The 12,596-nt window shown below is 71.7% G+C and carries 7 protein-coding genes; 6 read left to right on the top strand and 1 reads right to left on the bottom strand.

Annotation, left to right across the window (positions count from 1 at the left end; all coding sequences use genetic code 11):
• Window positions 1-62: 62 nt before the first annotated feature.
• From Vqi01_RS07835 to Vqi01_RS07845, 3 genes are read left to right on the top strand one after another with little or no spacing between them, the layout of a single operon-like run.
• Window positions 63-1,829 (top strand): thiamine pyrophosphate-binding protein, encoded by a 1,767-nt coding sequence (locus Vqi01_RS07835; protein WP_239098251.1) that lies wholly within the window; start codon window positions 63-65, stop codon window positions 1,827-1,829.
• Window positions 1,826-4,903, top strand: a complete 3,078-nt coding sequence (locus Vqi01_RS07840; RefSeq protein WP_204033935.1) for an FAD-binding and (Fe-S)-binding domain-containing protein — start codon at window positions 1,826-1,828, stop codon at window positions 4,901-4,903. Before Vqi01_RS07835 ends, Vqi01_RS07840 begins: the two co-directional genes overlap by 4 nt.
• Window positions 4,900-5,988 carry an enolase C-terminal domain-like protein gene (locus tag Vqi01_RS07845; protein WP_239098252.1) on the top strand — a complete coding sequence of 363 codons (1,089 nt, stop codon included), beginning with the start codon at window positions 4,900-4,902 and terminating at the stop codon, window positions 5,986-5,988. Before Vqi01_RS07840 ends, Vqi01_RS07845 begins: the two co-directional genes overlap by 4 nt.
• An 11-nt stretch (window positions 5,989-5,999) precedes the next feature.
• On the opposite strand, the gene Vqi01_RS07850 is transcribed toward Vqi01_RS07845, so the two are convergent.
• A complete protein-coding gene (locus Vqi01_RS07850; protein ID WP_204033937.1) occupies window positions 6,000-7,787 on the bottom strand; it encodes a glycoside hydrolase family 15 protein in 1,788 nt (595 codons plus the stop codon).
• Between the two features lie 198 nt (window positions 7,788-7,985).
• Here Vqi01_RS07850 and Vqi01_RS07855 point away from each other — a divergent pair, with 198 nt between their 5' ends.
• The 3 genes from Vqi01_RS07855 to Vqi01_RS07865 all read left to right on the top strand — a co-directional run bounded on the left by Vqi01_RS07855 (window position 7,986) and on the right by Vqi01_RS07865 (window position 12,591).
• Window positions 7,986-8,993, top strand: coding sequence for an SDR family oxidoreductase (locus Vqi01_RS07855; RefSeq protein ID WP_372444328.1), 1,008 nt, complete (start codon window positions 7,986-7,988; stop codon window positions 8,991-8,993).
• Between the two features lie 596 nt (window positions 8,994-9,589).
• Window positions 9,590-10,366, top strand: a complete 777-nt coding sequence (locus Vqi01_RS07860; RefSeq protein WP_204033940.1) for a hypothetical protein — start codon at window positions 9,590-9,592, stop codon at window positions 10,364-10,366.
• A gap of 164 nt (window positions 10,367-10,530) precedes the next feature.
• Window positions 10,531-12,591, top strand: a complete 2,061-nt coding sequence (locus Vqi01_RS07865; protein ID WP_204033941.1) for an NACHT domain-containing protein — start codon at window positions 10,531-10,533, stop codon at window positions 12,589-12,591.
• Window positions 12,592-12,596 lie beyond the last annotated feature (5 nt).

Genomic DNA, 12,596 nt, shown 5'->3' on the forward strand with positions numbered 1-12,596 from the left:
TGAACAGCACAGGGGCATGAGCGAGACGAGGTCGGGCGAACCGGCGGAACGAGGAGGACGACGTGCAGGAGATCGTGGGCGAGAGCCTGGCCCGACGGCTGGTGGAGTGGGGGGTCGACACCGTGTTCGGCCTGCCCGGCGACGGCATCAACGGCCTGATGGAGGGGTTCCGCCGACAGCGGGAGAAGCTGCGGTTCGTGCTGGTGCACCACGAGGAGGCCGCGGCCTTCATGGCCACCGGCTACGCCAAGGCCACCGGCCGGCTCGGAGTGTGCGCGGCCACCTCGGGACCGGGGGCGATCCATCTGCTCAACGGGCTCTACGACGCCAAGCTCGACCACGTGCCGGTGCTGGCGATCACCGGCATGCAGGAGACTTCGGTGCTGGGCGCGCACTACCAGCAGGAGGTGCACACCACCCACCTCTACCAGGACGTGGCCGGGTACAACCTGATGATCACCAACCCGCAGCAGATGCCGGCGGTGGTGGACCTGGCGATCCGCCACGCGCTGAGCAAACGGACCGTGGCGCACCTGACCTTCCCCAACGACGTGCAGGTCGCACCCGCCGCGCAGGATCCGTACCGGCACGTCAGCCCGGGCAAACCGCCGATGAGCGCGGCGGAGATGTGCCAGCCGCCGCTGGCCCCGCACCAGCAGGAGCTGGTCAAGGCGGCCGAGGTGCTCAAGGCCGGCCGGAAGGTGGCCATGCTGGTCGGGATCGGTGCCCGCGGCGCCCGCGCGGAGGTGCTCGCGGTGGCCGAGGCCCTCGCCAGCCCGATCGTGAAGACGCTGCCGGGCAAGCAGGTGGTGCCCGACGAGCACCCGCTGACCACCGGCGGGCTCGGTCTGCTCGGCACCGCGCCGAGCGAGGAGCTGATGGAGGAGTGCGACACGCTGCTGATGGTCGGCACCTCGTTCCCGTACGGGAAGTACCTGCCTTCACCCGGGCAGGCGAAGGTGGTGCAGATCGAGGTCGACCCGAGCCTGCTCGGGATGCGGTTGCCGGTCGACGCGCCGGTCTGCGCGGACGCCCGCCTGGCGCTGCGTGAGTTGCTGCCGATGCTCACCCACCACCCGGACCGCTCGTTCCTTGAGAAGTACCAGCGCAAGATGGACGGCTGGCGCTCCGAGATGACCAGGCTGGTGGACCCGGAGCGGGTGCCGATCGCCCCGCAGTACCTGATCGGCTGCATCGACGCCGCCGCCGCCGACGACGCCATCCTGACCTGCGACTCGGGAACCATCGCCACCTGGTCCGCCCGGCATTGGACGATCCGCGGCGACCGGGAGTTCTACCTGTCCGGCAACCTGGCGACGATGGCGCCGGGTCTGCCGTACGCCATCGCCATGCAGCACGCCTACCCGGGCCGGCAGGTGATCGCGTACGTCGGTGACGGCGGCTTCGCCATGCTGATGGCCGAATTCCTCACCGCGGTCCGACACGAACTGCCGATCAAGGTGGTGATCAACAACAACAACTCGTACGGCCAGATCCTCTGGGAGCAGATCATCCTCGGCTACCCGGAGTACGCGGTGCGGCACCGGCAGCCGGAGGCGGACTTCTCCTCCTGGGCACGTGGCTGCGGCGCCTTCGCCATCAAGGTGACCGACGCGAAGGCCGTACCGGGTGCCATCCGGGGTGCCCTCGCGCACCCCGGCCCGGCGCTGGTGGACTGCGACGTCAACCCGAACGAGCCACCGATGCCCGGCAAGGTCAAGTACGAGCAGGCGAAGAACTTCACCGAGGCGTTCCTGCGCGGCCAGCCGCACAAGGTCGCCACGCTGGCCTCCGTCGCCCGCGACAAGATCAACGAGTTGCGGTCATGACCCGGGTGCTGCCCGAAACGGTCCTGCACCCGCCCGAGCCGGCCCACGACATCGACCTGGCCGCCCTCGCCGCGCAACTGCGGGCGGAGGTCGACGGCGAGGTCCGCTTCGACGCCGGCTCCCGCGCCGCCTACTCCACCGACGGCTCCAACTACCGGCAGGTGCCGCTCGGCGTGGTGGTGCCCCGCACGGTGGAGGCGGCGGTGGCCGCCGTGGCGGTGTGCCGCCGGCACGGCGCCCCGCTGACCTCCCGCGGCGGCGGCACCAGCCTGGCCGGCGAATGCACGAACACCGCGGTGATCCTGGACTGGTCCAAGTACTGCCACCGGCTGCTGGAGGTCGACGAGCAGGCCCGCACCTGCCTCGTCGAACCCGGCATCGTCCTCGACGAGCTGAACGCCCGGCTCAAGCCGACCGGGCTGGAGTACGGACCTCGGCCGGCCACCCACAGCCACTGCACCCTCGGCGGCATGCTCGGCAACAACTCCTGCGGGGCCACCGCGCAGCGCGCCGGCAAGGTGGTGGACAACGTCGTCGAGCTGGAGGTGCTGCTCTACGACGGCACCCGGATGTGGGTGGGGGAGACCAGCGACGAGGAGTACGCCCGCATCCAGCGCGACGGCGGCCGTCGGGCGCAGATCTACCAGCAGCTGCGCGCGTTGCGCGACGAGTTCCTCGTCGACATCCGCACCCGCTACCCGGACATTCCCCGCCGGGTCTCCGGTTACAACCTGGACAGCCTCCTGCCGGAGAAGAACTTCCACGTCGCCCAGGCGCTGGTCGGCTCGGAGAATACCCTGGTCACCGTGCTGCGGGCCCGGCTGAAGCTGGTGCCGGTGATCCCGGCCAAGGCATTGGTCTTCCTCGGCTACCCGGACATCGCCACCGCGGCCGACGACGTGAAGCACATCCTGCCGCACAACCCGATCGCGCTTGAGGGGATCGACGACAAGCTGATCAACTTCGAGAGGCGCAAGCATCTGCACCCCGCCGCCCTGCACCTGATGCCCGAGGGTGGCGGCTGGCTGGTGGTCCAGATGGGCGGCAACACGCTCGAGGAGGCGGAGGAGGCCGTCGTGCGGATGCTGCACGCGTTGCGGCGCGACGGCGGGCCGACCGTGCACCGCTTCGACGACGAGGCCCACGAGAAGCAGATGTGGGAGGTCCGCGAGTCCGGTCTCGGCGCGACTGCCCGGGTACCCGGCGAGGCGGACACCTGGGAGGGCTGGGAGGACTCGGCCGTGCCGCCGGAGCGGCTGGGCGACTACCTCCGTGACCTCGATGCGCTCTACCGGGAGTACGGCTACGAGCAGGCGTCGCTGTACGGGCACTTCGGGCAGGGGTGTGTCCACACCCGGATCCCGTTCAAGCTGACCACCGCCGACGGCGTACGGCAGTTCCGCTCGTTCATCGAGCGGGCCGCGGACCTGGTCGTGTCGTACGGCGGCTCCTTCTCCGGCGAGCACGGCGACGGGCAGTCCCGGGGCGAGTTGCTGCCGAAGATGTTCGGCGACCGGTTGATCCGCGCCTTCGGCCAGTTCAAGGTCATCTTCGATCCGGACAACCGGATGAACCCGGGCAAGGTCGTCGCCCCCTACCCGCTCGACAGTCACCTGCGCATCGGGGTCGACTACGACCACGGCGACGTGCCGACCCACTTCCGCTACCCCGACGACTCCGGCAGCTTCGGCCGGGCCGTGCTGCGCTGCGTCGGCGTCGGCAAGTGCCGGCGGCAGCACGGCGGGGTGATGTGCCCGTCGTACATGGTCACCCGGGAGGAGGAACACTCGACGCGGGGCCGGGCCCGGCTGCTGTTCGAGATGCTCGACGGCACCGCCCGGGGCGGGGTGATCGGGAACGGCTGGCGCTCCGGCGCCGTCCGGGACGCCCTGGACCTCTGCCTGGCGTGCAAGGGCTGCAAGCGCGACTGCCCGGTCAACGTGGACATGGCCACCTACAAGGCGGAGTTCCTGTCCCACCACTACGCCGGCCGGCTGCGCCCCCGCCCGCACTACTCGATGGGCTGGCTGCCGGCGGTGGCCGCGCTGGCCGCGACGGCGCCCCGCGCGGTCAACGCGCTGGCGCAGGCCCCCGGGCTGGACCGGCTGGCCAAGACGATCGGCGGCATCGACCAGCGCCGCGACATACCGGTCTTCGCGCCGGAAACGTTCCAGCACTGGTTCGCCCGGCACACCCCCACCGGCGACGGCACCCGCGGCGAGGTCGTCCTCTGGCCGGACACCTTCACCAACCACTTCCACCCGGGGGTGGCGCGCGCGGCGGTGGAGGTGCTGGAGTCGGCCGGCTGGCGGGTACGCGTGCCGGGCCGGCCGGTCTGCTGCGGCCTGACCTGGATTTCCACCGGTCAGCTCGGCGTCGCCAAGCGGGTGCTGCGCCGCAGCGTCGACGTGCTGCTCCCGTACCTGCGCGCCGGCACCCGGATGGTGGGGTTGGAACCCAGCTGCACCTCGGTGTTCCGGTCCGACGCGCACGAGTTGTTTCCCGACGACGACGATGTCACTCGGCTGCGGCAACAGACCGTCACCCTCGCCGAACTGCTGCACGACCACAGCCCCGGCTGGCAGCCGCCCCGGATCGACGCGCACGCCCTGATCCAGACCCACTGCCATCACCACGCGATCCTCGGCACCACCGCGGATCAGGCCGTGCTCTCCGCAGCCGGCGTGGATCCCGAGTTCCTCGACTCAGGCTGCTGCGGGCTGGCCGGCAACTTCGGGTTTGAACAGGGGCACTACGAGGTGTCCGAGGCGTGCGCGGAGCGGGTGCTGCTGCCCGCTGTGCGCGACGCCGCCGAGACCGACGTGATCCTCGCCGACGGGTTCAGCTGCCGTACCCAGATCGAGCAGGGCGCCGCCGCCGGCCGATCGGCGATCCACCTGGCCGAGCTGCTGCGCGCCGGCCTGCACCACGACACCGTGCCCCGCCGCCCCGAGCGCGGCTGGGCAGACCGGCCGGCGCCGCCCGGGATGATCTCCCGCGGGGCAGCGGCCGGTCTGGTGGCGGCCACCGGGCTGGCCGCGGTGGCTGCGCTGGCCCGCCGGTGGACCCGGTGACCGGGGTGCGACTCACCGCCGAGGCGTACCGGATCGACACCGACGCCCCCGAGGGCGACGGCACCCTCGCCTGGAGCAGCACCACCCTGGTGCTGGTCCAGGCGCTGGCCGACGGGCACACCGGGATCGGCTGGACGTACGGGCCGACGGCCGTCGTCGCGGTGGTGGCGGACCTGCTCGCGCCGGTCCTCGCCGAGCTGCACCCGGACGATGTGCCGGCGGCCTGGACGGCCATGCAACGCCAGCTACGCAACGCCGGTCGCCCCGGCGTCGCCGGGCTCGCCCTGTCGGCGGCCGACTGCGCCCTGTGGGACCTCAAGGCTCGCCGGCACGACCTGCCGCTCGCCCGGCTGCTCGGCACCGCCCGCCAGCAGGTGCCCGTCTACGGCAGCGGCGGCTTCACCACCTACGACGCGGACCAGCAACATCGGCAGCTCGCCGAATGGGTGCACGAGCAGGGCATCCCCCGCGTCAAAATCAAGATCGGGGAGTCCTGTGGCAGCGAGGTGGCACGGGACCTGGCCCGGATGGCGGCGGCCCGGCGCACCATCGGGGACCAGGCCGAGCTGTTCGTCGACGCCAACGGCGCCTACCAGCGCAAGCAGGCGGTGCGGGTGGCGCATGCCGCGGCGGACCTGGACGTGCGCTGGTACGAGGAGCCGGTCAGCTCCGACGACCTGCCCGGCCTCGGCCTGGTCCGGGATCACGTCATGCCCGACGTGACGGCCGGGGAGTACGGCTTCGACCTGGTCTACTTCCACCGGATGGCCCCGTACGTGGACTGCCTGCAGATCGACGTCACTCGCTGCGGCGGGATCACCGAGTTCCTGCGGGCCGCCGCGGTGGCCGACGCCGCCGGGATCCAGGTGTCCGGGCACTGCGCCCCGCACCAGCACCTGCCGGTCGCCGCCGCCGTCGCGAACCTGCGGCACCTGGAGTGGTTCCACGACCACGTCCGCATCGAGGCGATGCTCTTCGACGGCACGCAGCCGACCAGCGGCGGCACGGTCGGAGTATCGCTGGACCGGCCCGGCAACGGCCTGGAGTTCCGCGCCGAGCGGGCACAGCGCTACCGGGTGGCCTGAGCCGGCGCTGATCACTCGCCCGAATCCTGGTAGCAGGGTTCGATCTGGCCCAGGGTCGCCGCGGTCTCCAACATCAGCGCGTGCACGAACGCCTGCGGCAGGTTGCCGCGAAGCTGACGCTGCTGCACGTCGTACTCCTCTGTGTAGAGGCCCGGCGGGCCGCACGCGGCCCGGTTGCGTTCGAACCACCGGTTGGCCGCCACCGTGTCCCCGGCCTGCCAGCAGGCCAGCGCGGCGGCGAACCCGCAGAGCAGGAAGGCGCCCTCGGCGTCACCGAGCGGCCGTCGGTCGGGGCGGAACCGGTACAGGTAGCCGTCCTGCGTGAGCTGCCTGAGGACCGCCCGGCGGGTCCGCTCGACCCGGGGATCCTGCGGCGGGAGCGCCCCGCGGATCCCGGGCAGCAGCAGCGCGGCGTCGACCCGGTCGTCGTCGTAGGCCCGCCGCCAGTGCCCGTCGGCGGCCAGGCCCTTCGCGGCGGTCTCCGCGAGGATCCGGTCGGCCAACGCCGACCAGGTGGCCGCCAGACGTGGCGGGGCGCTACCGGCCGCCGCTCGCAACCCGGCCACGCAGGTCAGCTTCGAATGCGTCCAGTGGCGCGCCGGCAGCTCCCAGATCCCGGCGTCCGGCTGCGACCAGCGCCGCTCGATCGCACCGACGGCTACCCGCATGGCTTGCTGGCCGTCGCTGTCGAGCCGGTCGTGGCGCTGCGCCGCGGCCAGCACCATCAGCACCTCGCCGAAGCAGTCCAGCTGGAACTGGCTGCCCACCCAGTTGCCGGTACGGACCTCGGAACCCGGGTATCCGGGCAGGTCGCACTGCGGCTGTTCCCGTGGCACCGGATTCCCGTCGACGGTGTATGCCGGCGCGAGGCGGTCCCCGTCGGCCAGCACCCGGTCGCTGAGGAAGGTGACGGCGTCGTCGAGCAGGTCGTACCGGCCGACCAGCGCGGCGGCCTGACCGGCGAAGGACTGGTCACGGAGCCACGCGTACCGGTAGTCGTAGTTGCGCCCGGCCATCGCCCGCTCGGGCAGGGCGGTGGTCGCGGCGGCGACCATGCCGCCGCCCGGACGGGTCATACCCCGCAGTACGGCGTAGGCCAACGTCGCATCGCGTCGCGCCGGTCCCGCCAGCGACGGGACCACCCCGGCCCAGTGGTGCTCGGTGGTCCGCCACAGCTCTCCAGATGACTCGCCCGGCTGCTGATCATGCGGGCTGGTGGCGAGCTCCAACACCAGGTCATGCCGGCCACCCGCCGGGACCGTCAGCTCACCGGCGAGGAAACCCTGCCGGTCCCGGCGCAGCCCGGCGCCGCCCCGGAACCGCAGGTGCAGCCCGCCGGTGCGGGCCAGCCACCGCTCGCCGTCGCGGGCCACGTCCTGCACCGGCTCCCGGCCGAAGTCGGCCCGTGGGTCCAGCACCACCCGTACCCGCGCCGGCCGTTCCAGCGCGCGGACCTGGCGCAGCAGCACCAGCCGGTCCGCCTCGCCGGGGAAGACCAGGGCGTCCCGGGACTCGATGATCCCGTCCTCGGTGACCCACCGGCTGCGCCAGACCAGTGATCCCGGCTCGTAGTGCCCGCCCCAGACGAAGCGGCCGGCCGCCGGGGCGACCAGGAACCGGCCCGCCCCGCCGAGCAGCGCGCTGAACACCGCCGGGTCGGACCAGCCGGGGGCACACAGCCAGGCGACGTTCCCACCGGGGCCGATCAACGCGCCGCGGTGCCCGTCGGCGAGCAGGGCGTAGGCACGCAGCACGGCCGGCATGCTGCCGGTGGTCGGGCCCGTCTCCGTTCCGGACATCGTCGCCTCTCGGCCTCGTTGGCGTACATGCCGGCGTACCCGCTCATCCTCGCCCGACACGCCGGCCGGCTGGTGTTGCGGTGCGCCGCCGTCACCCCGCCTTCGGGGTCGCTGCACCATTCCGGGCACCGGGGCGGTGACTGGCCGGGCCGCTGACGGGTAGTGCGGCAGCAGGAGCGGACGACAGGAGGCGTGGGTATGCGGCGACAGGACGTCCAGGTGGCGGTGGTCACCGGCGCGAGCGCGGGAGTGGGCCGGGCCACCGTGCGGCTGCTCGCCCGCCGCGGAATCGCCATCGCCCTGCTGGCCCGCGGACGCGTCGGGCTCGATGCCGCCGCCGAGGAGGTACGGGCCGCCGGCAGTCGCGCCCTGCCGATCGAGGTCGACATGGCCGACCACGACCAGGTCGTCGCCGCCGGCCGGCGGATCGAGGCGGAACTGGGCCCCATCGACCTGTGGATCAACAACGCGTTCAGTTCCGTCTTCGCGCCTTTCCAGCAGACCCGGCCGGAGGAGTTCCGCCGCGCCATGGAGGTCACCTACCTCGGCTACGTGCACGGCACCCGGGTGGCGCTGTCCCACATGAGCCCTCGCGATCGGGGCACCATCGTGCAGGTCGGCTCCGCGCTGGCCTACCGGGGCATCCCGTTGCAGGCGACCTACTGCGGGGCGAAACACGCGATCGTCGGGTTCACCGAGGCACTGCGCTGCGAACTCCTGCACGAGCGCAGCAAGGTGCAGTTGACGATGGTGCACCTGCCGGCGTTGAACACCCCGCAGTTCGACTGGCTGCTGTCCCGGCTGCCCCGGCATGCCGAGCCGGTGCCGCCGATCTACCAGCCGGAGGTGGCCGCGCGGGCGATCGTCGGCGCGGCCGACCGGCCCGGCCGCCGAGAGTACTGGGTGGGCGCTTCCACGGTGCTGACCATCCTCGGCAACCGCATCGCCCCCGGACTGCTCGACCGCTACCTGGCCCGCACCGGCTACAAGTCCCAGCAGACGGATCGCCCCGCCGACCACGACCGGCCCAACAACCTGTGGCATCCCCTGGACGGTCCCGGCGGGCACGACTACGGCGCCCATGGCGGTTTCTCTGCCCGCTCGCACAGCCGCAGCCCGCAAGCGTGGCTGTCCCGCCACCGCCTCGTAACGGCCGCCGGGCTGGCCGGAGCAACCGTCGGCACCCTCGCCTGGCTCCGGCGCTGAGCCGGAAGCGGCACGAGACGCCGCAAGTCGGGGCCTGGGCACGAGACGCCGCAAGTCGGGGCCCCGCCCACAGGACACCGCAAGTCGCGGTCTCAACCGGCCCGGTCACCCCGACTTGCCGCGACCCGTGCCACCCAAGAGGCCGGACACCCCGACCTGCCGCATCCCGCACCTGCCCTGACCGCCTCAACACCCCGACCTGCCGCAACCCGCGCCATCCACCCTGCCGGGCGCCACGTCCCCAGGGGCCACGTCCCCAGGGCCGCGCGCCCCCAGGCACCCGCGGCCACCACGCCCGAGCCCACCTCGCCGTTATCCATTACCGCTGTTTCGGACCTGCGCAAGCTGCTCAGCCGCGCGCTGACGGGCCTCCCGGAGAAGGTCTGCCGATGACCGGGAAGGCGCGACGCATCCAGCATCTGCTATGAATGGGAACGCTTCCACGGGAGGGTGGCGAAGGTGGATCGCAACGGAGCGACCCGACTACCAGGACGTATCGCCAGCCCGCCCGGGACTTCACCCGCCAGGCGGCGTGACGCCGCATTCCGCCCCGTGCCCCGCCAGCGTGGTGGGGGACCGAGCCATGGAGGAAAGCCATGCGTACCCTTCTTGCCGCGTTGACCGCCGCTCTGACGCTCGGCGCCGCGGCTGGCAGCGTCCCGTCCGATGCCGCGGCTGCCTCCCAGCGCGGATCCTGCACCCGCCACCTGCTCTTCTGCGAAGACTTCGAACGCCTGCCGCGCGGCGGCCCCAGCACCCTCAACTGGGGCGTCGACACGCGTAACGGCACCCTCACCGTGGAGCGTGACCGCCGAGGCAACCAGGTGCTGCACATCCACACCGTCGACAATGGACGTGCTTTCCTGCGCGTCGACGACTTCGCCGCACCGGGCAACCGCTTCTACGGCCGGATGCGGCTGCGCGTCGACGCCTTCCCCACCGCCCCCGACTGGGCTCACTTCACGCTCGTCGAGGCGACCGGCACCGGCAGCTCGGAGATCGTCCGTCCGATCGGCGGCCAGTACGCCCCCACGGTTCCCGGCATCTTCTGGGGTGTGGGCGCCGACGGCGGGCCGACCGGCGACTGGACCAACTGGCGGGAGTCCGCCCCGGTCGTCGAGGACACCTGGCAGTGCTTCGAGTGGAAGCTCGACCCGGCGGACAACCGCGTCGCGGTGTGGATCGACGGAGTGGCGAACCCGGAGCTGTCCGCCTCCACCAACAAGCACGGCGGTAACGACGTGCCGTTCATCCTGCCCACGGTGAACACCGTGAAGATCGGCTGGCAGCTCTACCAGGGCGGCACCACGCCGGGCGCCTTCGACCTCTGGATCGACGACATCGCGCTCTCCACCAAGCGCCTCGGCTGCTGACCCGCCCGGCCTGGTGACCCTGCCCGCAGGCGGCAGGGTCACCACCGTCGAGGAGCGCCTTTACCACTTGCTCCCGGCGTGGCACGCTTCGTAATGCCCCTCGATGTGGTCCCGGCGCGGTCCAGCGGCGTGGACGGGTGCGATGACAGGGAGCCGACAACGACATGTGGCGACGTGGGACGGCCTATCCGTTGCTCCTCTGGCTGGTGCTGTCCGCCGTCATCGCGGGCGCCTGGATCCGATTCGGCAGCTCCAACCTCACCACGGTGTTGACGATCGTCTCCACTCTGGTCGCCCTGCTGCCGGTGCTGAAGGTCGGCCCGCTCAGCTGGTCGACGCCGAGCCGACAGAGCACCCAGGAACAGATCGACCAGGCGGTGCAGGTCCTGGCGGTCGAGGTACGCAACCAGTGGGACGAGGAGGCCCGCCGGCGGCAACTCCAGGAAGCACGGCAGATGCCGGTCCGCTGGGAACTGACGGAACGGCGCAACGACCGGTTCCCCGCGACCGGAGAGCTGCCACGCCTGATCGACGAGTACGTCGGACAGCCCCGCCCGATGGTGATCATCGGTGAACCGGGTTCGGGGAAGACCGGCCTGTGCGTCATCCTCACGCTGGACCTACTGAAGGAGGCTTCGCCGCGGCTGCCGGTCCTGTTGCAGATCGCATCGTGGGACCCGGAGGAGAATCTCGACGACTGGTTGGTCCGCAGGCTGGCGGAGGACTACCCGTTCCTGGGCAACGAGGCGCGGTTCGGCGCCACCGCCATTCGAAAGATCGTGACACAACGCCGGGTGCTGCCGATCCTGGACGGCCTCGACGAGTTGCCGCCCGAGCAGCGACCGGTGGCGTTGCGGGCGCTCGACGAGGACTGGTCGAGCGACCGGCCGTTCGTGCTGACCTGCCGCACGGACGAGTTCACCGCGGCCAACGCCCAGCGGCTGTTGATGGGGGTGCTGGTGGTCCGGCTACGCCCACTGGAGCCACAGGCGGCGGCGACGTTCCTCCTGGACGCCAGCGCGGACGTCCGGCTCGACGAGTGGGAGCCGGTCCTGGGTAACCTGGTTGACAGCCCGTCGGGCGAGCTCGCACAGACGCTCACCAAACCGTTGATGCTCGCGCTGGCCCGCACCGTCTACGGCGCGGAGGGCGCGTCGCCCGGGGAGTTGCTGGACCGGAACCGCTTTCCCGGGCAGCACGACATCGAGGAACATCTGCTCGACCGTTTCATCCCGACGGTCTTTCACACCCGCCCGCACCGGGCGGTGCCGAGTCCGACCCGCGTCTCGCGTCGCTGGGATCCCAGCGTGGCGCAGCGGGCGCTGGTGTTCCTGGCCGAGCACCTGGACAAGCTGGGCACCCGCGACCTGGCATGGTGGCAGATCAGACGGGCGCTGCCCCGACCTCTACCGCATCTCGTCCGGGTGCCCCTCGGCACGTTGAGCTGCGGGCTATTGGGCTGGATGATGTTCGGCCTGTTCGGTCGGCCGCACCTCGGTGTGGTCTTCGGGCTGCTGGTCGGCTTCCTCGCCGCGCTGCCGCTGGGACTCTTCCAGGACAACCGGCCCCGGCGGTTCGCCCCCCGCATGCTGCGGCGGGTGGAACTCGCACCGGAGTTCCTGGTGCGCGACATCGGGTTCGGCATCGTCGGCACGCTGGTCGGAGGGCTCATCGTGGGCCTGCTGTTCAGCGTCGGCTACGGGCTGTTGATCGGCTTGTTCTTCGGGCTGGTCTTCGGGATGGTCCGCCGATTCACCGAGCCCACCGAGCCGCGGGAGCCGGCCAGCCCGGACAACGTGCTCACCAGCGACCGCAGCACGGTCCTGTACGGCACGGTGCTGGGCGGGGGCGCGGGCGGGCTCGTCGGTGGCTTTCTTGGTGGCGTGGTCGGTGCCGAGCAGTACGGGTTGATCTTTCAACTGGACCCGCTCCGGGAAGGGCTGCTCGGCGCGGGCGTCGGGCTACTGCTCGGTGCGGCTGGTCTCGGCATGATGGTCTACACCACCAGCGCCTGGGCTCAGTTCGTGCTGGCGCGGCTCTGGTTGGCGGCGCGTGGCAGAACCCCGCTGCGGCTGATGACGTTCCTTCGGGACGCCCACAAGCTCGGCGTGCTCCGGCAGGTGGGACCGCTCTACCAGTTCCGGCACGCGTTGCTGCAGGAGCGGCTCGTGCGGCCCGGATCGGCAGCGCAGCCACGATCAACAGAGGAGATCGTTCCCCTGTGACCCGC

The organism is Micromonospora qiuiae, from assembly GCF_016863555.1.
In the GTDB taxonomy this organism is placed as follows: Bacteria; Actinomycetota; Actinomycetes; order Mycobacteriales; family Micromonosporaceae; genus Micromonospora; species Micromonospora qiuiae.

Excerpts from the sequence above, each read along its gene's own strand:
- Vqi01_RS07840 (WP_204033935.1), top strand. The coding sequence starts at position 1,826 with ATGACCCGGGTGCTGCCCGAAACGGTCCTGCACCCGCCCGAGCCGGCC.
- Vqi01_RS07850 (WP_204033937.1), bottom strand. The coding sequence starts at position 7,787 with ATGTCCGGAACGGAGACGGGCCCGACCACCGGCAGCATGCCGGCCGTG.
- Vqi01_RS07855 (WP_372444328.1), top strand. The coding sequence starts at position 7,986 with ATGCGGCGACAGGACGTCCAGGTGGCGGTGGTCACCGGCGCGAGCGCG.
- Vqi01_RS07860 (WP_204033940.1), top strand. The coding sequence starts at position 9,590 with ATGCGTACCCTTCTTGCCGCGTTGACCGCCGCTCTGACGCTCGGCGCC.
- Vqi01_RS07865 (WP_204033941.1), top strand. The coding sequence starts at position 10,531 with ATGTGGCGACGTGGGACGGCCTATCCGTTGCTCCTCTGGCTGGTGCTG.